This window comes from Herbaspirillum sp. NPDC087042 (assembly GCF_044745245.1).
GTDB lineage: Bacteria > Pseudomonadota > Gammaproteobacteria > Burkholderiales > Burkholderiaceae_D > Herbaspirillum.
The window spans coordinates 203425-225860 of the sequence record NZ_JBIUZW010000009.1 but is presented as its reverse complement, the minus strand read 5'-3'; the positions used below and the strand labels follow the sequence as shown (position 1 = coordinate 225860).

Annotated in this window: 21 protein-coding genes; 7 read left to right on the top strand and 14 right to left on the bottom strand. The window is 63.6% G+C overall.

The features are described from left to right. Positions 1-497: 497 nt before the first annotated feature. The 5 genes from ACIPHN_RS14415 to ACIPHN_RS14395 form a co-directional block, all read right to left on the bottom strand. Complete coding sequence (locus ACIPHN_RS14415) at positions 498-842, bottom strand: BON domain-containing protein (protein ID WP_400437209.1); 345 nt, start codon at positions 840-842, stop codon at positions 498-500. Between the two features lie 233 nt (positions 843-1075). Continuing rightward, positions 1076-2458: a sigma 54-interacting transcriptional regulator gene (locus tag ACIPHN_RS14410; RefSeq protein ID WP_400437208.1), complete on the bottom strand. Its 1383-nt coding sequence runs from the start codon at positions 2456-2458 to the stop codon at positions 1076-1078. A gap of 54 nt (positions 2459-2512) precedes the next feature. Continuing rightward, positions 2513-3013 (bottom strand): hypothetical protein, encoded by a 501-nt coding sequence (locus tag ACIPHN_RS14405; protein ID WP_400437207.1) that lies wholly within the window; start codon positions 3011-3013, stop codon positions 2513-2515. Beyond that, positions 3003-4481, bottom strand: a complete 1479-nt coding sequence (locus ACIPHN_RS14400; RefSeq protein ID WP_400437205.1) for an ATP-binding protein — start codon at positions 4479-4481, stop codon at positions 3003-3005. Before ACIPHN_RS14400 ends, ACIPHN_RS14405 begins: the two co-directional genes overlap by 11 nt. A 174-nt stretch (positions 4482-4655) precedes the next feature. After that, positions 4656-5900, bottom strand: a complete 1245-nt coding sequence (locus ACIPHN_RS14395) for an ArgE/DapE family deacylase (protein WP_400437204.1) — start codon at positions 5898-5900, stop codon at positions 4656-4658. Between the two features lie 268 nt (positions 5901-6168). Between ACIPHN_RS14395 and ACIPHN_RS14390 the strand changes: the two genes are divergently transcribed. Further along, the gene (locus ACIPHN_RS14390; RefSeq protein WP_400437202.1) at positions 6169-7596 is read left to right on the top strand and encodes an MFS transporter; all 1428 of its coding nucleotides are present in this window, start codon (positions 6169-6171) and stop codon (positions 7594-7596) included. Positions 7597-7892: 296 nt separating this feature from the next. Continuing rightward, positions 7893-9113, top strand: coding sequence for an HD-GYP domain-containing protein (locus ACIPHN_RS14385; RefSeq protein WP_400437200.1), 1221 nt, complete (start codon positions 7893-7895; stop codon positions 9111-9113). Between the two features lie 78 nt (positions 9114-9191). On the opposite strand, the gene ACIPHN_RS14380 is transcribed toward ACIPHN_RS14385, so the two are convergent. Both ACIPHN_RS14380 and folE read right to left on the bottom strand, forming a co-directional pair. Further along, positions 9192-9617 carry a BLUF domain-containing protein gene (locus ACIPHN_RS14380; RefSeq protein ID WP_400437199.1) on the bottom strand — a complete coding sequence of 142 codons (426 nt, stop codon included), beginning with the start codon at positions 9615-9617 and terminating at the stop codon, positions 9192-9194. Positions 9618-9619: 2 nt separating this feature from the next. Next, the gene (gene folE, locus ACIPHN_RS14375; protein WP_400437197.1) at positions 9620-10363 is read right to left on the bottom strand and encodes a GTP cyclohydrolase I; all 744 of its coding nucleotides are present in this window, start codon (positions 10361-10363) and stop codon (positions 9620-9622) included. Positions 10364-10676: 313 nt separating this feature from the next. Here folE and ACIPHN_RS14370 point away from each other — a divergent pair, with 313 nt between their 5' ends. Beyond that, positions 10677-11342 carry a flagellar basal body L-ring protein FlgH gene (locus tag ACIPHN_RS14370; RefSeq protein ID WP_400437195.1) on the top strand — a complete coding sequence of 222 codons (666 nt, stop codon included), beginning with the start codon at positions 10677-10679 and terminating at the stop codon, positions 11340-11342. 135 nt (positions 11343-11477) lie between these two features. On the opposite strand, the gene ACIPHN_RS14365 is transcribed toward ACIPHN_RS14370, so the two are convergent. Further along, positions 11478-12053, bottom strand: coding sequence for a cell division protein FtsI (locus ACIPHN_RS14365; protein WP_400437193.1), 576 nt, complete (start codon positions 12051-12053; stop codon positions 11478-11480). A 210-nt stretch (positions 12054-12263) separates the two neighbouring features. Here ACIPHN_RS14365 and ACIPHN_RS14360 point away from each other — a divergent pair, with 210 nt between their 5' ends. Beyond that, positions 12264-12707 (top strand): hypothetical protein, encoded by a 444-nt coding sequence (locus tag ACIPHN_RS14360; protein WP_400437192.1) that lies wholly within the window; start codon positions 12264-12266, stop codon positions 12705-12707. Positions 12708-12713: 6 nt separating this feature from the next. Here ACIPHN_RS14360 and ACIPHN_RS14355 read toward each other — a convergent pair whose 3' ends face one another. Then, the gene (locus tag ACIPHN_RS14355; protein ID WP_400437190.1) at positions 12714-13979 is read right to left on the bottom strand and encodes a D-amino acid dehydrogenase; all 1266 of its coding nucleotides are present in this window, start codon (positions 13977-13979) and stop codon (positions 12714-12716) included. A gap of 60 nt (positions 13980-14039) precedes the next feature. Further along, positions 14040-14831 carry an SDR family NAD(P)-dependent oxidoreductase gene (locus tag ACIPHN_RS14350; RefSeq protein ID WP_400437188.1) on the bottom strand — a complete coding sequence of 264 codons (792 nt, stop codon included), beginning with the start codon at positions 14829-14831 and terminating at the stop codon, positions 14040-14042. Between the two features lie 332 nt (positions 14832-15163). Here ACIPHN_RS14350 and ACIPHN_RS14345 point away from each other — a divergent pair, with 332 nt between their 5' ends. Both ACIPHN_RS14345 and ACIPHN_RS14340 read left to right on the top strand, forming a co-directional pair. Continuing rightward, positions 15164-15829, top strand: a complete 666-nt coding sequence (locus tag ACIPHN_RS14345; protein ID WP_198984234.1) for an amino acid ABC transporter permease — start codon at positions 15164-15166, stop codon at positions 15827-15829. A gap of 10 nt (positions 15830-15839) precedes the next feature. Continuing rightward, positions 15840-16613, top strand: coding sequence for an amino acid ABC transporter ATP-binding protein (locus ACIPHN_RS14340; RefSeq protein WP_400437187.1), 774 nt, complete (start codon positions 15840-15842; stop codon positions 16611-16613). 164 nt (positions 16614-16777) lie between these two features. Here ACIPHN_RS14340 and ACIPHN_RS14335 read toward each other — a convergent pair whose 3' ends face one another. From ACIPHN_RS14335 to ACIPHN_RS14320, 4 genes are all read right to left on the bottom strand, one after another. Then, positions 16778-18580 (bottom strand): NAD(P)/FAD-dependent oxidoreductase, encoded by a 1803-nt coding sequence (locus tag ACIPHN_RS14335; RefSeq protein ID WP_400437186.1) that lies wholly within the window; start codon positions 18578-18580, stop codon positions 16778-16780. A gap of 81 nt (positions 18581-18661) precedes the next feature. Further along, positions 18662-19807 (bottom strand): helix-turn-helix domain-containing protein, encoded by a 1146-nt coding sequence (locus ACIPHN_RS14330; RefSeq protein WP_400437185.1) that lies wholly within the window; start codon positions 19805-19807, stop codon positions 18662-18664. A gap of 295 nt (positions 19808-20102) precedes the next feature. Then, positions 20103-20591: a type II toxin-antitoxin system PemK/MazF family toxin gene (locus ACIPHN_RS14325; protein ID WP_400437184.1), complete on the bottom strand. Its 489-nt coding sequence runs from the start codon at positions 20589-20591 to the stop codon at positions 20103-20105. Positions 20592-20843: 252 nt separating this feature from the next. After that, positions 20844-21689 (bottom strand): transporter substrate-binding domain-containing protein, encoded by an 846-nt coding sequence (locus ACIPHN_RS14320; protein WP_400437182.1) that lies wholly within the window; start codon positions 21687-21689, stop codon positions 20844-20846. A 407-nt stretch (positions 21690-22096) separates the two neighbouring features. Between ACIPHN_RS14320 and ACIPHN_RS14315 the strand changes: the two genes are divergently transcribed. After that, a complete protein-coding gene (locus ACIPHN_RS14315) occupies positions 22097-22426 on the top strand; it encodes a hypothetical protein (protein ID WP_400437180.1) in 330 nt (109 codons plus the stop codon). The last annotated feature ends 10 nt before the right edge of the window (positions 22427-22436 follow it).

Genomic DNA, 22436 nt, shown 5'->3' with positions numbered 1-22436 from the left:
TGTTCGTCAGCAGCAGAGAAACGAGATTATGTAGCAGTTTGTTTATCGCGTCAACTACTTTTTTGCGATTCGTTTTAAATTTTTTCGTCTTCGCTTTAACTACTTGCCTCGACTACTTCATTCAAAACGCCCTTCAAACTGCTTCACTACTCTTTGCTTCGCTGACATCCGTCGCTCTATTTTTCAACTTCGCTTCGTGTGTCGCGTCAGCAGGGGGCGAACTATAGCAACCCACCTCGCTGTGCGCAAGCGGTTTTTGAAAAAAATCGAAAATAGTTTAGAGGGAAATCGCCTGACTCATATCGAGCCGGCTGAAAAGCCAGTACAGGAGAGCCTCTCGGTGATTCCGGCAGAAACAGCCACCCCAAAAAACCAGGGGCCATCCCTGCCGGGATGGCCCCTGGTTTCTTTCATCACGTGTAAATCATTTCCGCGAACCGTCGGGCAGGCGCGCGTCACCGGACGCGCATGCCTGTCTCTATTGCTAGTCTCTATCTCTATCCAGCTTTTACGGTCAGATCACTCTTCACGTCCCGCACACCCTCCACGCCTGCGGCGATCTGCAAGGCATGCTGTCCCAGCTCGGCACTGGGTACCGAGCCCTTCAAGGTCACCACGCCACCCCGGGTGACAACCTTGATCTTCATGGCCGCGACTTGCTTGTCCTCGACCAGGGCGGCCTTCACCTTGGCGGTGATCACCGAGTCATCTATATAGGCGGCAGCCTTGTGGGCCGTCTCAGGCGCGGTGTTGCCGGTCTCGGCAGCCTGGACGGCGGGAATGGCGGCGGCGAAGACAACGCTGGCAGCCAGCAGATGCTTGGCAAGAATGGTCTTGTTCATGGCTTTCTCCTTATCGGTCAGTCATCGTAGTGATTCTCTATATATAGGCAACATATGGAGCATCTCTTGCCCATGTCTTCGCAAGGGCCATGCCACCCTTTGATTTCTCCCAATAAATCAATGACTTGCCACCCACCACCGGTATCGCAGGCGGCCAATGTCGCGGACAAACCCGCATTTCCGTCGCCGTATCACGACGAGCACCAGCGCGGCGGTGTCTCAAGTCCTTGATTTCAAACGATTCCATCCTGTCGTTCCATCGCGACAGCCTCATCGCCGCCCCGGAACCTGCGCGGATCCAGCCCGTTCTTTTGCAGCAGACGGTAGAACTCGGTTCGGTTGCGATCTGCCAGCCGCGCGGCGTCCGAGACGTTGCCATCGGTCAACTTCAGCAACCGGATCAGGTAGTCGCGCTCGAACTTCTGCTTGGCGTGTGCATAGCGCAGCAGGTCCAGCGTCGGCGTGCGCAACGCCCGTTGCACCAGCGAAGCCGGAATCAGCGGCGTCGTCGACAGGGCACACACCTGCTCCACCACGTTATAGAGCTGGCGCACATTGCCCGGCCATTGCGCCAGGCTCAGCAATTCCAGCGCGTCGGCGGCAAAGCCGGTGAGGCGCTTGGGATACTTGGCGGAAATGAGCTTGAGGAAATGATTGGCCAGCAGCGCAATATCCTCGCGCCGCTCTTCCAGCGCCGGCAGGTGCAGGGTCACCACATTGAGGCGATAGTACAGATCCTCACGGAACGTGCCCTCCCCCATGGCCACCTCCAGGTCGCGATGGGTGGCGGAAATGATGCGCACATCCACCTCGCCGGCCTGGGTGGCACCGACCTGGCGCACCGTCTTCTCCTGCAGGACACGCAAGAGCTTGACCTGCAGCGGCAGCGGCATGTCACCGATCTCGTCGAGGAACAGCGTGCCGCCATGCGCCGCCTGGAACAAGCCCTCACGATGCTCGATCGCGCCGGTGAAGGCGCCCTTGACGTGGCCGAACAGCTCGGACTCCAGCAAGGCCTCGGGAATGGCGCCGCAATTGACAGCAATAAAGGGCAAGTCGGCACGCGGACTGGCGCGGTGGATGGCGCGCGCCAGCACCTCCTTGCCGGTCCCGCTATCGCCACGGATGAGGATGCTGGCGTCGGAGGCCGCCACCAGTTGCGCCTCGGCCAGCAACTCGGCCACCCGCTGGCTGCGACTGATGATGTCGGCGCGCCAGGCCTGGTCCGGACTCTCCTGGGCCGGCGCCGACAAGCTCAGGGCCTGGGCGACCTTGTCCAGCAGCACGGCGCCATCGAAGGGCTTGGTGAGATAGGCAAAGGCGCCTTGGGTGGTGGCATCGACCGCATCGGGGATGGTGCCGTGCGCGGTCAGCAGGATCACCGGCAGGCTGGGATAGCGGTTGCGGATCTCGCCGAACAGGGCCAGTCCATCCATGCCGGGCAGGCGTACATCGGTGATGACCAGGGCCGGGAGTGAAATGGCCAGTTGGGCCAGCGCGGCTTCGGCGCTTTCCACGGCCAGGATGCGATAACCACTGGCATTGAGGCGCAGGGTCAGCAGGCGCAGCAGGTCGGGATCATCATCGACCAGCATCAGGGGAGAGGTCTTTCCCATCGGGACTCCAGTTCCATGAAAGGAACGGGCCCCGACGGCGGATGGTAGCAGGCGTTACCTGGCGCCGGCCGGCAGGGTCCGTTCGATGTTCTTGAGCGCCTCCAGCTTGTCGTTCAACTGATCGACCTTGCGCTGGGCTTCCTTCAACTGCACCGCGGACTTCTCGGCACTGTCGGCCACCCGCCGCAGGTCGGCACATTGTCCGACCAGCAACTGCACCAGAGGCTTGAGCTTCTCTGCTTCGACGCTGTTATCGCCCATGACGTTCCATAGCTGGGCTTCGGCCTTGGCCAGATCGATGGCATCGCGGGTCAGCGACAGGGCCATGGCGCGGCGCACCGTGTTGGACGGGCTGGCCGGATACGCATTGATCCGCGACAGCTCACGTCCCAGCTCGGCCGGAGTCATCTTGCGCAATTGCGCGTTGTAGGCCAGCAGCTCATCGATATTGCTGGCCGAATGGATAAGCTTGATGGTGGCAGTGGGGGCTGGCGGCTGCGTCGTGCACGCCGCTAGGAGCGCGCAACATGTCAGTAACAGGATCTTATTTTTCATCAGGCAACTCGATTCGGAAATGCGCACCACCCTCGCGCGGGACCAGATAGACCTTGCCGCTATGCGCCTGCACATACTCGCGCACCACCGACAGTCCGATACCATTGCCGCGCCGCGCCCCGGGAGGCTGGTGCAGGCCCTGGTAGAACGGCTCGAAGATGCGCGCCGCATCGGTGGGTGCCACGCCCGGCCCCTGGTCGATGCATTCGACCCGCACCTGGCCCGGCACATCGGTGAGCAGGAAGCGGACAAACCCGCCCTGGGGACTGAAGCGCACGGCATTGGACAAGAGATTGGCCAGCACGATCGCCATCTTTTCCGGATCCACCACCACCGTACGTGCGGCGCCCTCGATCTCCACCTTCAGCTCGCGCGCCAGCCATTGCAGGCGCTGGTCGTCGATCACCTTGTGCAGCAGGGCGCGCAGGTCCACCGGGACCGGATGGATGCGCTGGGCATCGAAGGATACCTCGTTGTAGCGCAGCAGATCCTCGATCTGGGTCTGCAGGGACTGGGTATTCTGGCGCAGGATGCGGGCGATCTCGCGCTGGTTCTCGCTGAGCTGGCCGGCCACACCGTCGTCGAGCAGGGCCGCGCCTTCGCACAGGGCCGACAGCGGCGTCTTCAATTCATGCGAGACATGACGCAGGAAGCGCGACTTCTCGGCCTCCAGGTCGGCCAGGCGTTTGCGCAACCAGTCCAGCTGCTGACCCAGGCGACGGATATCGGCCGGGCCGCGCACGTCGATGGGCTGGTCGAAGCGATTGTCCCCGAGACGGCTGATGGCCTGCTCCAGGCGCGCCAGCGGACGTGACAGCCACAGGCCGAAGCCGAAGGCCAATAGCACCGCCAGCACGATGGCGCCCACCACCTGGGCGCTGAGCATCTGGCGCTGCTGCTCCAGTGCGGCCGACAGGGCATTGTTGCGACGGTCCACCTCGCGCCGGCTCTCCAGGGCAATGCGCTCGTTCAGGGGCGGCAGGCGGGCGAAATCCTGGAACAGCTTGAACTGCTCACCCTTGTCCTTGCGCGAATCCGCTTCCAGCACGGCGCCGGCCTCATCGACATAGACACCCCACTGGCTGAACAGGTCGCGCGACGCCTGCGGCAGGGAATCGGACAATTCCCCCAGGGCCTGGCGCGCCTGCTCGCGCGCCTCGTTGAAGCGGTCACGGAAGGCCGCGTCGTCCAGCACCAGGTATTGGCGGGCGCTGCGCTCCATGGCCACGGTGCGCTCGGACAGGCGTTGCGCGGCCTCGGTCAGCTGCACCGCCTGCCGCGCCGTCTCGCGACTGTTGGCCGACATGCGGTCCAGCGTGAACAGGGCATGGATGGAAGTGCCGCTGAGCAAGGCGGCAATCAGCAGGAAAGCGGCCAGCAGCAGCTGGCGGAAGGACAAACCCAGGTAACCGGGCCTGGATGCCGGCTGCGGGCTCGATGGATGGGTCTGCTCGATGGCGTTCAACATGCGATTGATCTCGGTCCCTCAAGACTTGCTTCTCTACCCGGACAGCCAGGATCGGCCACCCGGCCCGCAAGATGCCTGCAAGAAACATCCGGCAGCAGCTCGCGGGCACACATTGTAATCAACTTGTTCCCGGCGGAAAAACTAACAAATCTCCCGCCCGGTGCACCGGCACCCTCAGCCCTGTGCGCCCAGGAAGTCCAGCAGCATCAGCGCGACCACCTTGGTCGCCTTCTTCAGGTCATCCAGGGCCAGGTTCTCGTCGGCCTGCTTGGCATTGGATTCCATGAGCGTGCGCGGACCGGCGCCGAACAACACCACCGGGATACCCGCTTCACCATACAGGCGGGCGTCGGTATAGAGCGCCGAGCCATTGGTCGTGGGCGCCTCGCCCATCACCGCCTGGGCATTGCGCAGCAGGCTCTCGACCAGCTTCTCGTGGCCCGGCAGCGGACGCAGCGCGCGTGCCAGCAACAGGCGACGGATCTCCACGCGGATGCCCGGCAGGCCGGCCACCGCATCCTCGATCAGCTTGCGCACGCCGGCTTCGACCTCAACCGGATCTTCCTCGGGAATCATGCGGCGGTCCATCTTCAGCACCACCTTGCCCGGCACCACATTGGTATTGGTACCGCCATCGATGCGGCCGACGATCATGGTCGGGTGGCTGATGCCGGGGATGGACGAACGGATCTCCTTCAGGCCCGGCAATGCGCCATAGAGTGCATTGAGGATGGCATTGGCCGCCTGCAGCGCATCGTGGCCGGTCTCGGGCATGGAGCCATGGGTGGCGCGGCCATGCACGGTCACCTCGAATTGCAGGCAGGCATTGTGGGCGGTCACCACGTTGTAGCTGAAGCCGGCCGCCAGCACGTAGTCCGGACGGGTCAGCTTCTGCTCCAGCAACCAGCCCGGGCCGAGCAGGCCGCCGAACTCCTCGTCATAGGTGAAATGCAGTTCCAGCGCCCCGCGCAGCGGCGCACCCAGCGCCTCCAGGGCGCGGGTGGCAAACAGGTAGCTGGCGAAGTCGCTCTTGGAGACGGCAGCGGCACGGCCATAGATGCGGCCATCGGCGATCTCGCCCCCATAGGGATCATGGCTCCAGCCCTCACCCGGCGGCACCACGTCACCATGCGCATTGAGCGCCACGGTCGGACCACCGTCCGCATAGGGACGACGCACGATCAGGTTGGTGATGCTCTGCATGCCATAGGCGATGACCTGCTGCTGCGGCACCGCGTGCTTCTCGGCGTTCCAGCCCCAGCTACGCACCAGCTCGGCCACGGCATCGGCATGCGGCGCGTTGTTGCCCGGCGGCGTATCGGTGGGAATGCGGATCAACTGCTGCAGGACCCCGACCTCTTCGTCGAAATGCTGATCGATCCATGCGCACAGGCGCTGCGACAACTGCTCTTTGGACATGCTCGCGACTCCGTCATCAAGACGCGCCAGCCCCGCCGGCGCAAACCACCATCATAGCTCAGCATGCGCCGCTGGTGACCTGCGCCTGCGCGGCAACGCGTTCCCCGCTATCATTGGATCGCGCAGCACCACGAGAGGCAGCGTCTGTTTTTCGTGAACGGGCGTCCTTTTATTGGCTCGCCGATATCGCTTTCCCCAATCTCAACAACACAATAGCGGCCCCTGCCAGCCTCGCGCGGCACGCCTGACCGCTCTCGCCAAGAACCCCATGTCATCGCTGCCCTCATCCACCAGCACCACAGAAAACAAACACCACATCGTCATTGCCGGAGAGGGCTTACCGCCCGAACAACGCGGTCGCGCCATCCTCACCCTGCTCATCGCCGTCGGCCTGGCCACGCTGGATACGGCCATCGCCAATACCGCCCTGCCGGCCATGGCCGTGGACCTGCACACCACGCCGGCCGGCTCGGTATGGATCGTCACTGCCTACCAGCTGGCAATGATGGTGTCGCTGCTGCCGCTGGCGGCGCTGGGCGAGATCATCGGCTATCGCCGCATCTACATCTGGGGGCTGGTGCTGTTCACCGCCGCCTCGCTGCTGTGCGCGGTGGCGTGGTCGCTGCCCACGCTGGTGGTCGCGCGCTTCCTGCAGGGGCTGGGCGGGGCCGGCATCATGAGCGTGAACACGGCGCTGATCCGCTTCATCTATCCGACCCGCTCCCTGGGCCGGGGCGTGGGCCTGAACACGCTCATCGTGGCCATCGCCTTCACCGTCGGTCCCAGCGTGGCCTCCGGCATCCTCGCCATCGCGCCCTGGCCGTGGCTGTTCGCCGTCAACGTACCGCTGGGCCTGCTGGCCATCGTGCTGGCCCTGCCCTCGCTGCCGCATACGGCGCTGTCCTCGCATGCCTTCGATACCCGTAGCGCCTTGCTCAATGCTGCCGCCTTCGGGCTGCTGATCCTGGCCATCGGCGAAGGCGCGCACCAGGCCCAGGCCAGTGTGGTCGGGCTGGAGCTGGGCGCGGCCGTGGTCTGTGGCTTGCTGCTGCTGCGCCGCGAACTGTCGCACCCGGCGCCGATGCTGCCGGTGGACCTGTTCCGCCATCCCATGTTCTCGCTCTCGGCGGTGACGGCGGTCTGCTCCTTCGCCGCGCAAGGCCTGGCGTTCGTCTCGCTGCCCTTCTTCTTCCATCACGACCTCGGCCGCAGCCAGGTCGAAATCGGCCTGCTGATGACGCCCTGGCCGGTGGCCGTGGCCATCATGGCCCCTATCGCCGGGCGCATGTCCGATCACTACCCGGTGGGCATCCTGGGTGGTGTCGGCCTGGCGCTGCTGTGTACCGGATTACTGACGATGACTTTCATGCCGGCCGCGCCCAGCGTCTGGGAGATCAGCTGGCGCATGTTGCTCTGTGGCATGGGCTTCGGTTTCTTCCAGTCGCCCAACCTCAAGGCCCTGATGACCAGCGCGCCACCGCATCGCAGCGGCGGTGCCTCCGGCATCGTGGCCACCGCGCGACTGCTGGGCCAGAGCGTCGGCGCCGCACTGGTGGCGCTGTGCTTCAATCTCTCGGAAACTCACGGCTCGCGCTTCGCATTGGGCTTCGGCGCAGCCTTCGCCGGCGTGGCCTGCATCGCCAGCTTCCTGCGCTTGCTGACCACCAATCCCTACGCCCCACCCGCCAGGAAATAAGCGGGTCGCCATCGCCAGACGATATCGGAAAATATTTCGCCGCATGGTCACCGGGACAAGGTAAATTTAGCAAGCATAAATTCCGCACAAGGCAATCGCTAAATTTACCGGGACAAGGCCGATGCAAGCGCTAAAGCAAAACACATTCTGATACGATAAAACCAGACCGGGCGCCAATGCTGGCGCGACCGGTCCTCAAGGAGTCATTGCACGAGAACATTGGCGTCCATTTCATCAGGGGAATCGAACCGTACCCAGTGCGGTCAACAGTGACAGGCAGAAGACCTGAATTCGATATGTTGAAATCCATCGCCATAGAACAGTTGCGCCTGGGCATGTATGTCCACTCCATTCCGGGAGGCTGGATCAATCATCCCTTCTGGCGCAAGTCATTCAAGGTGGAAAGTCTTGAAGACCTGCAGACCCTGCAGGAATGCTCCGTGGAAGCGGTCACCATCGACACCTCCAAGGGTCGTGATGTTGCGCCCACCGCGGAGCAAGAGCAGGACATTGACGATGCGCCCGACACGGCCTCATCCGGCACTGACACGCTCGTCTCGCCCGCTCCGGTCAAACAGCTGGCCCGCACCGAAACGGCAGTAGAGCGAGAGCGCGCCGTGCGCATCATCTCGGCCTCCAAGTCCACCGTGCTGCACATGTTTTCGGAAGCGCGCATGGGCCGCGCGGTCGACGTCAAGGATGCCGCCGAGCTGGTCACCGAGATCACCGCCTCGGTCTCGCGCAATGCCGACGCACTCATCAGCCTGGCTCGCCTGAAGACCACCGACGACTACACCTACATGCACTCGGTGGCGGTCTGCGCCATGATGATCTCGCTGGGCAACCAGCTGGGCCTGGGCCAGGACCAGATCAAGCAGGCCGGCATGGCCGGATTGCTGCACGATGTGGGCAAGATGGCCGTACCGCTGGACATCCTCAACAAACCCGCCAAGCTGACCGAGGAAGAATTCGCCTCGGTGCGTTCGCACACCGTGCAAGGCCATCACATCCTGCGCCAGATCGAAGGCATCAGCGATGCCGCCCTGGATGTTTCCCTGCATCACCACGAGAAGATCGACGGCACCGGCTACCCGTACAACCTCAAAGCCAGCGATATTTCGGTCATGGCCAAGATGGGGGCGGTGTGCGATGTCTATGACGCCATCACCTCCAATCGTCCCTACAAGGCCGGCTGGGATCCGGCGCGCTCGATCCGCCACATGGCCGGCAGCGCCGGGCATTTCGATCCGGTGACCATGGAAGCCTTCGTCAAGGCCATCGGCATCTACCCCACCGGTTCCTGCGTGATCCTGCAGTCGGGCCGACTGGGACTGGTGGTGGACCAGCGACCGGACCGCCTGCTCAATCCAAGCGTGAAGGTGTTCTACTCCACCACCAGCCGCATGCCGCTCAAGACCGAGATCATCGACCTGGCGCGCGGCACCGACAAGATCGTGGCCTATGCCGATCCGGCCAAGTGGGGCATCCGCAACCTGCCCAACATCGACCTGCTCTGACAGGGGCTCGGCGAAGACGAAAAAAAACGGCGCCGCAATGGCGCCGTTTTCACGTCGGGACCGGATCGGCCAACACGCTCAGTCACGCTGCGCGAATGCCGCCGTCGAGGCCAGCTCGTTCAACAGGGCCACGGTCGAGCAACAGGAGACCTGGTAGGGATTGAGTTCGCCGCATTCCGAATACTTCAGCAACAGCGAACGGTTGATCTTGTCCAGCCGGATCTTGCCCATGGTCCAGGACGAATACTGGCGCTCATCAATGGACTCGTAGGCCAGCAGGATCACCTCATGATGGCGCTCGTCGCGCAGCAGGCTGGCGTAGAGCCGGTTGACCTGGTCGCGACCGCCTTCGAGGACCTGCACGAAGATGGTATCGCTGTAGCACAGCACGCCCGTGATGCCCAGCTGAGGATTGCGCTGGCGCGCGCTGGACAGGATGGACTCGATCATCTCGTGGGTGACCGGTGTCTTGGCGCGACTTGCATAGATCAGGCGAACCAGCATGATTAACCTCGTTGATGGTGGGAAATCAGCGCCAGGAATTCGCGGCGCAGGTTGGCGTCACGCAGGAAGGAACCGCGCATGACGCTGTTGATCATCTTGGAATCCATGTCCTTGACGCCGCGCCAGTGCATGCAGAAGTGGTCGGCCTCCATGACGATGGCCAGGCCATCGGGCTGCAGCTTTTGCATCAGCAGGTCGGCTGCCTGCGAGACCGCCTCTTCCTGGATCTGCGGACGGCTCATCACCCATTCCAGCAGGCGCGCATATTTCGACAGGCCGATCAGGTTGGAATGCTCGTTGGGCATCACGCCGACCCAGACCCGGCCCATGATCGGGCACAGGTGATGCGAACAGGCGCTGCGTACCGTGATGGGGCCGACGATCATCAACTCGTTCAGGCGCTCGATGTTGGGAAACTCGGTCACCGGCGGCGCCGCCTGGTAGCGGCCGCGGAACACTTCGTTGATGTACATCTTGGCCACGCGCTTGGCGGTGTCCTGGGTATTGTGGTCACTCTGGACGTCGATCACCAGGCTCTCCAGCACGGCGGCCAGCTTGCCTTGCACCTCGGCCTGCAATTGCGCCAGCTCACCCTCTTCGATGAAGGCGGAGATATTGTCGTTGGCATGGAAGCGCACGCCGGCAGCCTGGATACGCTGGCGGATCCGGGCCGACACCAGTTGCTCGTGCACGCTGGGCGCACCGGGCTCGGTGGCCACCGGGGCCTGATTCTTTTCTGTTGCCATGTTGGAATGCGGGGCCGCCAGGCGGAACCGCAAAGTTAGGGAGTGGCGCCATTATGCCCCGAAACGGCGGATCGCATGGACGCGCCCGGCCTGTCCATGGTGCAGCACGGCCGCTTCGTCGAGAGGGTGTCGCACCGGCGGCGACGCTTACCGGACTTAACCACCATTAAAGATAGTTTTCCGGTCTTTACATACAGCTAACCGCTGCTTACATCGAACACCACCATCATCCATGCACGCGCCGCCGCGCGTAGCAACACGCGTCGGCCCTGCGCCGGGCATCCAGCCCGGGCGCCATTCGGGGGGGATCGCCATGAAATTCCAGTATCGTCTTGCCGGCGCCTGCGCGCTGGCCGTTTCGCTATCGGCCTGCAACAGCCCGGCACCGATGGTCACCGGCCCCACCAGCGTGCGGCCGGCCTACCAGGTGGCCAACGTGGAAAACAATGGCGCCATCTTCCGCGTCTCCAGCGCCCAGCTGTTCGAGGAACCGACCACCTACAACGTGGGCGACATCATCAAGATCGACATCTCCGAATCGATCAGCAGCAGCAACAAGGCCGCCACCAACAACAGCCGCGCCACCACCCTGGCACAACAGGGACCGGGCTCGGGCGCGCCGCTGGGCGGCCTGTTCACCCAGCTCTACGATGCCAACTATTCGGCCTCGGGCAGCAATACCTTCAAGGGGTCGGGTGACAGCAGCAACACCAACACCATGACCAGCACCCTGATGGTCTCCATCACCGAAGTCCTGCCCAACCGCAACCTGGTGGTGGCGGGCGAAAAGCGTATCGGCGTCAACGGCAACGTCAACACCCTGCGCTTCTCGGGTGTAGTGCGGACCCGCGATATCCGCGGCGGCATCGTCGAATCCTCCAATGTCGCCGATGCGCGCCTGGAGCAGGTCGGCGGTGGCTCCATTGCCGACGCCAGCACCGACAGCAACTTCTTCCGCCGTCTGCTGACCATCTGGTAATGGCCGATGTGCCGGCCGGCCAGGCGCCGGTCGGCCAATACGCAAAAACGCCAGGGCAACAAAAAACGGCAAGCATCACGCTTGCCGTTTCTTCTTGCCTTCTTGCCCTCTTGTCGGTGCCGCGATAGTGGCGCCTCAGAATCCGTTGCCGCCGCCGCGCAGGTTGTCCGAAGAATTATCGGCCACCACCGGATTGCCGGGGAAGAGCGCATCGATCAGCGGAGCCAGCTTGTCGCCCGGTGACGCCCACTTGTCCTGGCCGAAGGAGCCCATGCGGTATTGCGCCGTCCCCAGCACCCGGCCATCGCGACGCAGGGTCAGCGCGGCGTAGGTCAGGTAGGGGGTATAGGCGTCCGAGAAGACCTTGGTATCCCATTTGACATAGCCGACATAGGTCAGCGTCACCGGGCAGGCCAGCGCCTGGGTGCCGGCGTCATAGACGCGGCTTTGGACGCCGTGCTTCTGCAATTCGCCCTGCAGGCCCGGAACGAAATCGCTCAGCGCGACCGAACCGTTCCACTCGATGCAGACATCGCGGATGGCATCCTTGCTGTAGACGATGGGATTCTGGGTGGAATTGGGCGAGAAGGATTTCACGCCGGAGGCAGCGGTACCGACCAGGCTCACCGCATCGACCAGGGTATTGCTGGAAGTGACGATACAACCCGAAAGCGACGTCGCCAGCAAGGTGGCGGTGATGATGGTGCGCATGATGCTCTCCCCCCGAGACAGAACCCGCCTTGTCGAGTCACGGGTTACAGGCTGCCCATCATATCCGCGCCACTGCATGCGCAAGCCGCGTTTTACCCTGATTTACGCTGCACGCCGGGGCGCTTTACACCTTGCCGGGACGAGATAAGCAGGCAGGCGCGCGCAGTGCTGGCACAATAGGCGCACCCGATCTTCCCAGGAGACCTTCACATGCCGCGCCTCATCCCCTCTACCCTCGTGGCCGCCCTCGCACTGGGCGGCGCCCTGCATGCCGCGCATGCCGACACGCTCAAGTCCGAAGCCGAGGTCCGTACCCTGGCCGACAAGGTCATGGCCCAGGCCGGTGCCGGCCGCACCGACGATGCCTACGGCCTGCTCTCGCCCTACGCCCTGGTCGACATCCGTGCCATGGAAAACGCGCGCACCAACGCCCGCAGTTCGCGCATGGCCATCGAAGCGCTGGTGGGCAATTCGGTCGGCTATGAATTCATCCGTTCCGAGAAAGTGGGCGAGTCGCTCATCAAGCTGACCTACATCGAGAAGACCGAACGCCAGGCCATTCCCTGGCAGTTCATCTTCTACAAGGCCCCCACCGGCTGGGCAGTGAGCACCTTCAGCAACGGCGCCGACGTCGACACGCTGTTCGACCACTGAGCCACATCAGATCACCCGCTGCGGCTCCAGGTCCGCGCTCTCGATCTCGCTGGCCACGCCACTGATCTTGTCGGCGATGATGCGCGAGGACCCGCAGGCGGTGGTCCAGCCATTGGAGCCGTGACCGGCGTTGAGCCACAGGTTGCCATAGCGGGTAGCGCCGATCAGCGGCGCGCCATCCGGCGTCATCGGGCGCAGGCCGGCCCAGTATTCCACCCGGGCCAGGTCGGCGCCCTGTGGATAGAGATTCTTCAGTGACTTCAGCGCCGTGGCGCAATCGCGCGGCGTCACGCGCGTATCCCAGCTGCCGATCTCGGCGGTACCGGCCGCGCGGATGTGCTGGCCCATGCGGGTGATGGCGACCTTGTAGTACTCGTCCATCACACCGCTGCGCGGTGCCCCGGCAGGATCGGCCACCGGCACCGTGATGGCATAGCCCTTGACCGGATAGATGGGCAGATCCAGTCCCAGCGGTTTCAACATCGGCACCGAGGCGCTGGCACAGGCCACCACATAGGCATCGGCGCGCAAGGTGGCATCCCGGGTGCGCAGGCCGCTGACCTGGCCGCCGGCCACCTCGATGGCCTGGACCTCGGTGGACAAGTGGAATTCCACGCCATGGGCCTGCAGCCACCCCGCCAGCGCACGGGCAAACAGGGGGCAATTGCCGGTCTCGTCCATGGGCAGCAGCAGGCCGCCCTTCAATTCATGGCGCGCCGCATGCAGGCCCGGATCGAAGGCCACGCAACCCTCCGCATCGAGCAGCTCGAAGGGCACACCGGCCTCGGCCAGTACCTGGGTCGAGAGCCCGGCATTGTCCACCCCTTCCTGCGTGCGGAACAATTGCAGGTTGCCGCCGGTGGTCTCTTCATAACGGATATCCAGACGCTCGCGTATCTGCTTCAACTGGCCGTGGCTGTAGCGCGCCAGGCGTCCCATGCGGGCCTTGTTGACGGCGTAGCGCTCGGGCGTGCATTGCGCCAGGAAGGTCTTGAGCCACTTCCATTGATGCGCATCCAGGCGTGGCGTGAAGCGCAATGCCGCCTCGATGCCCAGCCAGCTCTGCAGCGACCACTTCAGCGACTTGGCCGGCATGCCCGGTGCCGCCCACGGCGTGGCATAGGAGGGACAGACGTGACCGGCATTGCCGACGCTGGTCTCGGCCGCCACCTCGGCGCGACGCTCGACGACGACCACGTCATGACCGCGCTCGCGGAGGAAATAGGCAGTGGTGACGCCGACGATGCCGGCGCCCAGCACGATGATGCGCATGATGTTGTTCCAGGTTTTCTAAAGATGGATATATCGATATAAATCGTTTATATGATTTCGTTACAGGGTCAGTCCGCCATCCACATGCCACACCTGTCCGGTGACATAGGAGGCCGCAGGGCTGAGCAGGAAGCCGATCACATTGGCGATCTCCTGTGGCTGTCCCAGGCGCTGCAGGGGGATGCGCGCCAGCGCCGCCTGCCATGCGGCCGGATCGATGGCGGACTTGGCCGGGTCGCTCTTCTGGACATAGCCGGGCGCCACCGCGTTGACCGTCACGCCGTCCGGTGCCAGCTGCACCGCCAGCGACTTGACCAGCGCCTCGATGCCGGCCTTGGCTGCCGCCGATGCCGGGAAGCCCGATTCGCCCAGGCGGTAGACATGCGCCACGAAGGAGCTGACCGCCACCACGCGTCCCTGGCCGCTGTCCTGCAGCGCTTCACGGCATGCCGTGGTGAGCCGGAAGAAGCCGGTCAGCAAGGCCTCCAGCGACCGCGACCAGTCGGCATCGCTCAGCTCGCCGATACGCTGGCGATCGGCGAAGCCGGCATTGGCGACCACCGCATCGAGTCGTCCTGCATGGTTGAGGGCCGCATCGCGCAATCGCCCGGCGGTGCCGGGTTCAGCCATGTCGCCCAGCGCCAGCACGCAATCGGCGCCCTGGCTGCGGCAGCGCTGCGCCACCGCCTGCAACTCCGGCGAATCGCTGCGCGCATGCAGCACCAGCGATACCTGGGGAGCCGCCACCGTGGTGGCGACGGCCGCACCGATACCGCGCGCGGCGCCGGTGATGAGGATGCAACGAGGAGTAGGAAGAGAATTGCCGCCCTCGGCGGAGGAAGTTGGGCTCATGGTCCTGGATGAAGTGAGGCGCTTTCCCGAACGCCGGGAATTGACGCATCGACGCAAAACGCGCAATCCGCCATTCTAGCCAAAGCCTGCTACGACGTGGGCTGCCGGGCCGTTCTCCATTACAATGGCCGGGTTCGCGGATTGCCCCTGCGGCAATTTCTCTAAACGATATACCGCACGCTCCCCATGCTCTCCCCTGTTGCCATCGCACGCGCAAGCCCACCGGGCCAGCACGGCATGGTTCATGCATGCGGCGTGTACACACTGCTTGCGTGACGTCGGCAGCCTCGCTGCGCCGTCACCCCGAGAATCGTAACCAAGGAAAACAACAGATGTATCAATGGGACTTCGGCTCGCTCTGGCAATTCAGGAGCATCATAGGAATCGGCTTCGTCTACACGCTGGGCTACACCATCGCCTGTATCGCGCTGGGCCTGTTGGTGGGGCTGGTGGTGGGCCTGGGCCGCTTGTCGACCAACCCGTTCATCTCCGGTCCCCTGCGTGCCTTCGTCGAGGTCTTCCGTTGCACGCCGGTGCTGGTGCAGCTGGTGTGGTTCTACTACGCGCTGCCGGTACTGCTGGGCATCGAGATGTCGCCCGGCATGGCGGCCATGCTGTCGCTGGCCCTGTATGGTGGCGCCTTCTATTCCGAGATCATCCGGGGCGGCATCGTCTCCATCGACCTGGGTCAGTCCGAGGCCGGCTGGGCGCTGGGCATGACGCGCTTCCAGCTGATGAAGCGCGTGATCCTGCCGCAAGCCTTCAAGCGCATGACGCCGCCGCTGGTGAACCAGTCCATCATGCAGCTGAAGAACACCTCGCTGCTGTCGGTGCTGGCCGTGCCTGACCTGCTCTACCAGGGCCAGATCATCGCCCACGAGACCTATCGCCCGCTGGAGATCTACACCCTGGTGGCGATCATCTACTTCCTGATCCTGTTGCCGGCCACCATCTGGGCCAAGCGCCTGGAAAACCGCCTGTCGGCCCAGCACGGTTGAGGAGAACACGATGAACAACGTTGCAAGCAATGCGATGATCCAGATCAGCAATCTCAAGAAGGCCTTCGGCGACCATGTGGTGCTCAAGGATATTTCCATCCAGATCGACCGGGGCAGCGTCGTCGCCATGATCGGCCCTTCGGGTTCGGGCAAGTCGACCCTGCTGCGCTGCCTGAACCTGCTGACCGTACCCGATCAGGGATCGGTGCGCATCGGCCAGCGCCACTTCGAATTCGACGGCAAGAAATCGCGCCTGCCGGGCGACCGTGAACTGGCCGGTTTCCGTGCCCGCACCGGCATGGTGTTCCAGCACTTCAACCTGTTCCCGCACATGACGGCGCTGGAAAACGTTATGGAAGGCATGGTCACGGTGCTGCGCACCCCCAAGGCCGAAGCCCGCGCCAAGGCCATGGAACTGTTGCAGAAGGTGGGCCTGGCCGACCGTGCCGACATGTATCCGCAAAAGCTCTCGGGCGGCCAGAAGCAGCGCATCGCCATCGCCCGCGCGCTGGCGATGCAGCCGGACGTGATGCTCTTCGACGAAGCCACCTCGGCGCTGGACCCCGAGCTGGTGGGCGAAGTCCTCAACGTCATCCGGGGACTCGCCGCCGATGGCATGACCATGATCCTGGTGACCCACGAGATCGCCTTCGCCCGCGAAGTGGCCGACCAGGTGGTGTTCATGCGTGATGGCGTGGTGGTGGAAGCCGGTCCGCCGTCGCAGGTGATCGACAATCCGCAGCAGGCGGCCACGCAGGCCTTCCTGTCACGCTTCAATGCGTGATGTCGGTGTGATGTCGGTGTGATGTCGGTGTGATGTCGGTGTGATGTCGGTGTGATGTCGGCGTAATGAAGAATCACTGATCGTTACGTCGCTCCTGACGTCAGAAAAAATGGCGCGCAGGCATTGAGCCGCGCGCCATTTTCATTGGCACATACGCATTGCCATCAGCGCAGGTGATGCACCTCCTGCAAGCCATAGACCGGGGTGGCGATGCCTTCCATGCGCGCCTTCAATTGCAGGGCCAGATAGAGCGAGTAGTGGCGTGACTGATGCAGGTTACCGCCATGGAACCACAGGGCCTGCTGTTGCGTGGGCTTCCACATGTTGCGCTGCTCGCCCTCCCACGGCCCCGGGTCCTTGGTAGTGGCCGAGCCCAGGCCCCAGCACTTGCCCACCTTGTCGGCCACCTCGCGCGAGATCAGGTCGGCGGCCCAGCCATTCATCGAGCCATAGCCGGTAGCGTAGACGATGACGTCGGCGGGCAACTCGCTGCCGTCGCTCAGGGCGATGCCATGCGGACGGATCTCCTTGACGTCGACACCACTCTTCAGGCGGATCTTGCCATCGGCGATCAGCTCGGAGGCCCCCACATCGATGTAGTAGCCGGAGCCGCGCCGCAGGTATTTCATGAACAGGCCCGAATCGTCGTCGCCAAAGTCGAGCATGAACCCGGCCTCTTCGAGACGCCGGTAGAAGTCGGCATCGCGCTCGCGGATCTTGTCGAAGACCTGCTTCTGCAACGCCGGCAAGACCTTGTAGGGAATCGAAGCAAACAGCAGGTCGGCCTTGCCGGTGGTGAGACCGCCGGCCACCGCGCGCTCCGAGTAGAGATCGCCCAGGGCCAGTTCCATAAGCGAATCGGACTTGACGATGTGGGTGGAGGAACGCTGCAGCATGGTCACGTCCACGCCGTTTTCCCACAGGGCCGCGCAGATGTCATGGGCCGAATTGTTGGAGCCCACCACCACCACCTTCTTGCCGCGATAGCCATCCGGACCAGGGTGGCGCGAGGAGTGATGCTGTTCGCCCTGGAAGCCGTCGGCACCGGGGAAGCTGGGGACGTTGGCCTTGCCCGACATACCCGTGGCCAGCACCAGTTGCGTGGGTTGCAGCACCACTTCGCGGCCCTCGCGCTCGACCACGACCGTCCAGCGCTGGGCCTGTTCATCGTAGTGGGCCGACTTGCAGATGGTGGAGCCCCAGTAGTTCAGCTCCATCACCTTGGCATACATCTCCAGCCAGTCGCCGATCTTGTCCTTGGGCGCAAACACCGGCCAGTTCTCGGGGAAGGGAATGTAGGGCAGATGGTCGTACCACACCGGGTCATGCAGGCAGAGCGACTTGTAGCGCTTGCGCCAGCTGTCGCCGGCGCGCTCGTTGCGCTCGATGATGATGGTGGGCACGCCCAGCTGGCGCAGCCGCGCACCGAGGGCAATGCCACCCTGACCGCCGCCGATGATGAGGCAATACGGCTGCTGCTGGTAGCCCAGCTCGCGCGCCTCGGCCTCGCGCTCTTCCTTCCAGGTGCGACGGTCGGTATGCACGCCATGCACGGCACCGCGCGGACGATGTTCGCCGCGGGGCTCTTCGTGGCCCTTGAGTTCGTAGGCGCTGGTGAGCAGCGTCCAGATCTTGCCATCGCGCAGGCGCAGGTAGCCCTTGCCGCGTGCGATGTCGGTTTCCAGCAGGATCCAGCCCTGCGTGATGCCATCGGCACGGGTGGCCGTTTCAGCAGGATCGGCGCGGAACTGGATGTCGCGCAGCTGGGGCAATTGCGCCTGCAGCATGGCGCTGATCTGGGCGCGGCCTTCCAGGGTCTTGAGGTTCCAGGTGAAGGCGATCAGGTCGCGCCAGTAGCCCTCCTCCTCGAACAGTGCGGCGGCGCCGGCGGCGTCGCCCCGGCGCAAGGCGGCTTGCAGGTTTTCCAGTGTGTTGGCGATCTGCTGGCTGGCGGTTTCTTCAGGCATGACAAGTCTCCTCTATCGTGAAATAGATCATGGTGGTGCAACGGTGATGGCGGCTCTGCGTCCGCCTGGGGAAAGCCGCCGCTAACGTCGGTGCGGCGGCAGGATCTGGTAGCGCGCCATGCGCCGGTACAGCGTGGCGCGCGACATGCCCAGCAGTTGCGAGGCGGCTTGCGCCCGCCACTTGCATTCGGTCAGCGCAGCCACGATCTGGTCGCGCTCCTGGCGGGATGAGGCATCGATCGGAGCGCCGCTGCTGCCGGTCACATCCGCCACCGGTGCAGGCCGCGCGGGGCGCACCGCCCGCTGCACCGGCGCGCGCACGCGACCATAGAGGGTGGTGCCGCCATGCAGGCGCAACAGGTGCAATTCCTGCAGCGCACGGGCATCGAGCAGGCGTTCGAAATGCAGGTCGAAGACCTCATCCATGGGCCGCGGCAAATGCGTAAGCGCGGCGATGCATTCGCGGGCGCGACGATTGGCGGCGATGATATTGCCCAGGGCATCGAAGGCGATGAGGATCTCCGGCTGGGCTTCGACATAGTGGCGGCTGCGATGCACCAGCAATACCCAGGCGCAGGCCATGGCGTTGAGGAAGTAGCCATCCTCGATCAGCGTGGCGCTCTGCTGCACGATGCGGTTGACCAGGCTCTGGCTGTCGCGCTCGTCGGGCGAGCGGATGGCCGAGGCATCGAGCACGCCGATGAGCTCGCCCGAGGGGGCGAAGATGGGTGCGGCGCTGCAGGTCAGGGTGGTAAAGGCAGCGCGGAAATGGTCGGTCTTGTGGACCGTGATCGGCAGCGCATCCTGCAGCACCGAGGCCACGCCGCATGTGCCCTCCTCGCTCTCGGACCAGCAGGAGCCGAGATAGAGCCCGGCGCGCTTGAAGTCGTGACGTCGCTCGCGGTCCACGCGATAGTCGATGGTGGTGCCGGCGGCATTGGTGAGCATCACGCAATAGTCGGCCTCGCGCACGGTCTGGTGCAGCATCGACAGGCATTGCCCCGAGGCACGCAGGAAATCCTCCTCCCCCTGCTGCACCTCGCGCAGCTCGCCCGAACTCAGTACGCGCGGCCCGCTCATGTCACCCGGATCAAGGTGATGCTGGTCCAGCGAGCGCAGATAGGACGAGCTCAGCCGTTGCAGGTAGGGGCTGTCGGCGGCAGGCACGCGGCCATCCAGCAGGCGGCGCACGCGATCGAGATGACTGACTTTGGCAACGTAGGGCATGGCGGCTCCTGAAGCTCGCAACGGGCGAGACCAACTCCGGGGGAACAGACGACAGGCGATGCAATGGGTGACGTTGTAGCACAGCGCGCGATGCGGGTTACCCTGCGGCGCAGCATGGGGGGATGATGAGACGCTTGTCTCAAGGTCTTTGGGAGAAGGCTGGCGTGAGACAAGCCAAGCCCCCCAATGACAAAAGCCCAGCGAATGCTGGGCTTTTGCGGATCCCTAGAAGGGGAAATTTACTACGGCGCCTCAAGGGCAGTGCGACGATTATTCCAAACGCCCCCCACACCTGTCAATCATCACCGCGCTGTTCCCGATGGTCTTTCCGCATCTTGTCCCTGACAAGCAACGCACCGCCACCAATAGCCCGCACTACCGCGCACTGAATTTCAGCGACCAGCTCCCGCGGCAAATGCTGCTTCGGGCCTGCGGCAAGCCTGGCAAGGCGGAATTTGCTGGCTACCTGTACCTGTTCGGCGGTAGCGAATCTGGCCGTGCGAGTGAAATGTCCACATGGAGCGATCAGCTCCTCAACGATTTCGACATGCCAGCGCCTGCTCAGGCGATCAGGATCGCGAGTTTTGGAGAGGGGAACCACTATGCATCCGCCACCAATCCTGTTATTCAGTACCACGACCAGCCGGTTCTTCACCATTTCTGGCGGCAAGCGCGTCTCCATCGACCGACTTTGCATCTCGATGCGTCCATCGCTGCGTCGTACATACGCTTTCCCGAAATGACATTGCAGTATCTCCCCCACCATGGGATCGTAGTTCAACATCAGATGTCCTCTTGATGCGTAGGTTGTCCCTCCCATTTGGAAATCGATGCATTCGACGACGATTTGAATGCTCAGTCCTGATCCTGTCTAACTCGACAGACTAAAGTGAAGCGGTTCGTTAGCCCATCGGCATATTGTTGAATATCGATGATATTGCTCGATCGCCGTCCCTGAAACGCCCAGCCTGCCAATAAAAAACCCGCACCGTCACCGATGCGGGTTCTTCATCAATAGCGCCTCAGGCGCAGGCCATTACAGCGGAATCTGCGGCGGCACATCTTCCGGCTTCACACCGGAGAGCTTTTGCAGGTTGCCCAGCACGGTTGGCTTGATCTTGCCGGCGGCGCGCTCGGCGACGATCCACTTGTTGATGGTCTCGACCCAGCCCTTGTCCTCTTCCTTGGGGATGCCGATGTTGGTGGAGGTGGCCTCCAGCGGCATGGGGACATACATCTTGCCCAACGAGGGATTCTTCTTGAGGATGTTCAGCGCCAGCAGCCACACCAGCACCTGCGCATCGACGCGGCCGGTCTGCAGCGCCAGGGTGGCGTCGTCGGCCTTTTCCAGGCGCACGATGGTGGCATTGGGACAGACGCGGCTGATCATCTGGTCGTGCGAGGAACCGATGTCCACGGCGATCTTCACCTCGGGCTTGTTGAGGTCGGCCCAGCTCTTGTATTCCTTCTTGGAGACCACGGTGAAGGCATTCAGGAACAGCGGTTCGGTGAAGCCGATCACTTCGCGGCGCGCCGGGGTCGGGTTCATGCCGAAGAAGAGATCGATCTTGTGCGTCTGCAGGTCCAGCACCGAGTTGCCCCAGGTGGTCTCGTTGATTTCCAGCTTGACGTTCAGGCTGGCCGCCAGGCTCTTGGCGAAATCGATCATGAAGCCGTTCCACTCACCGCTGGCCAGGTCCTTGTTGTAGTAGGGAGCCGCGCCACGCACCGCGCCGATGCGCAGGGTCTTGGTACGCTGCACGCGCGCCAGGGTCGGTTCGGTCGCGCCAGTCGCAGCGGCGGCCTGGGCAAATACGTTGGGCAAGGCGGACGCGGCGGCGATGCCGGCCACGCTGGTGATGAAACTGCGACGGTTGGTCATTCTCTGTTCTCCCTGATTGGCGGATGGCGCCGTCGGCCCCTGGTGCCGGCGTGCGCAAACTGGATGCCAGCCCGGTATCGCCCGGGCAGCGCCGTCGATTTTAGCCCAGCCATGCAGGACCCGCGCAGCCAAATACCAGCCGCAGGGACTGGCCGCGCTCATGCTCTCAGCAGACAGGAAAAACCAGCGTGATGGACCGGGTGCACGTCATTGAACGCCAATGCCCGGCCTGGGCCAGCGTCCTTGCACAACTGAAGGTTTTTTTACAGCCACGCCATCCGGGTAAAACCGGGTAAGCCCCGCCCACTGCCGCCCATGGCGGGCGTAGGCTGTCATTGCGGCATTCGTGCCGGACGGCAACATCGCCGTTCCAGGGCGCCGCATCATGAGCAATACAAGGGGGTCTCATGCGCATACAACACTCCAGCCGGCGCGCACGCGCCGGCGGCATCGTCGCCGCTTACGTCGGCGCCGCTACCCTGGCCGGCTGCGCCAATTTCACCGACATCAAGGCAGAGAACCAGGACATGTTCATGGTCTCGGCCACCGGTGTGAGTTACACCATGTCGATCCCGGCGCTCACCGCCGCGGCCAAGGAAAAGGCCTACGACTTCTGCGGCAAGCAGAAGATGAAGGCCGACCTGCGCCAGCTGGTGCGCGGCTGGCGGCCGATGCAGGTGGAGCTGTATTTCCGCTGCCAGCCCGAAGGCGTGAGCCTGCAGGCCCTGCTCGACTAGGGGCTGGTCC

Excerpts from the sequence above, each read along its gene's own strand:
- ACIPHN_RS14415 (WP_400437209.1), bottom strand. The coding sequence starts at position 842 with ATGAACAAGACCATTCTTGCCAAGCATCTGCTGGCTGCCAGCGTTGTC.
- ACIPHN_RS14410 (WP_400437208.1), bottom strand. The coding sequence starts at position 2,458 with ATGGGAAAGACCTCTCCCCTGATGCTGGTCGATGATGATCCCGACCTG.
- ACIPHN_RS14405 (WP_400437207.1), bottom strand. The coding sequence starts at position 3,013 with ATGAAAAATAAGATCCTGTTACTGACATGTTGCGCGCTCCTAGCGGCG.
- ACIPHN_RS14400 (WP_400437205.1), bottom strand. The coding sequence starts at position 4,481 with ATGTTGAACGCCATCGAGCAGACCCATCCATCGAGCCCGCAGCCGGCA.
- ACIPHN_RS14395 (WP_400437204.1), bottom strand. The coding sequence starts at position 5,900 with ATGTCCAAAGAGCAGTTGTCGCAGCGCCTGTGCGCATGGATCGATCAG.
- ACIPHN_RS14390 (WP_400437202.1), top strand. The coding sequence starts at position 6,169 with ATGTCATCGCTGCCCTCATCCACCAGCACCACAGAAAACAAACACCAC.
- ACIPHN_RS14385 (WP_400437200.1), top strand. The coding sequence starts at position 7,893 with ATGTTGAAATCCATCGCCATAGAACAGTTGCGCCTGGGCATGTATGTC.
- ACIPHN_RS14380 (WP_400437199.1), bottom strand. The coding sequence starts at position 9,617 with ATGCTGGTTCGCCTGATCTATGCAAGTCGCGCCAAGACACCGGTCACC.
- folE (WP_400437197.1), bottom strand. The coding sequence starts at position 10,363 with ATGGCAACAGAAAAGAATCAGGCCCCGGTGGCCACCGAGCCCGGTGCG.
- ACIPHN_RS14370 (WP_400437195.1), top strand. The coding sequence starts at position 10,677 with ATGAAATTCCAGTATCGTCTTGCCGGCGCCTGCGCGCTGGCCGTTTCG.
- ACIPHN_RS14365 (WP_400437193.1), bottom strand. The coding sequence starts at position 12,053 with ATGCGCACCATCATCACCGCCACCTTGCTGGCGACGTCGCTTTCGGGT.
- ACIPHN_RS14360 (WP_400437192.1), top strand. The coding sequence starts at position 12,264 with ATGCCGCGCCTCATCCCCTCTACCCTCGTGGCCGCCCTCGCACTGGGC.
- ACIPHN_RS14355 (WP_400437190.1), bottom strand. The coding sequence starts at position 13,979 with ATGCGCATCATCGTGCTGGGCGCCGGCATCGTCGGCGTCACCACTGCC.
- ACIPHN_RS14350 (WP_400437188.1), bottom strand. The coding sequence starts at position 14,831 with ATGAGCCCAACTTCCTCCGCCGAGGGCGGCAATTCTCTTCCTACTCCT.
- ACIPHN_RS14345 (WP_198984234.1), top strand. The coding sequence starts at position 15,164 with ATGTATCAATGGGACTTCGGCTCGCTCTGGCAATTCAGGAGCATCATA.
- ACIPHN_RS14340 (WP_400437187.1), top strand. The coding sequence starts at position 15,840 with ATGAACAACGTTGCAAGCAATGCGATGATCCAGATCAGCAATCTCAAG.
- ACIPHN_RS14335 (WP_400437186.1), bottom strand. The coding sequence starts at position 18,580 with ATGCCTGAAGAAACCGCCAGCCAGCAGATCGCCAACACACTGGAAAAC.
- ACIPHN_RS14330 (WP_400437185.1), bottom strand. The coding sequence starts at position 19,807 with ATGCCCTACGTTGCCAAAGTCAGTCATCTCGATCGCGTGCGCCGCCTG.
- ACIPHN_RS14325 (WP_400437184.1), bottom strand. The coding sequence starts at position 20,591 with ATGTTGAACTACGATCCCATGGTGGGGGAGATACTGCAATGTCATTTC.
- ACIPHN_RS14320 (WP_400437182.1), bottom strand. The coding sequence starts at position 21,689 with ATGACCAACCGTCGCAGTTTCATCACCAGCGTGGCCGGCATCGCCGCC.
- ACIPHN_RS14315 (WP_400437180.1), top strand. The coding sequence starts at position 22,097 with ATGCGCATACAACACTCCAGCCGGCGCGCACGCGCCGGCGGCATCGTC.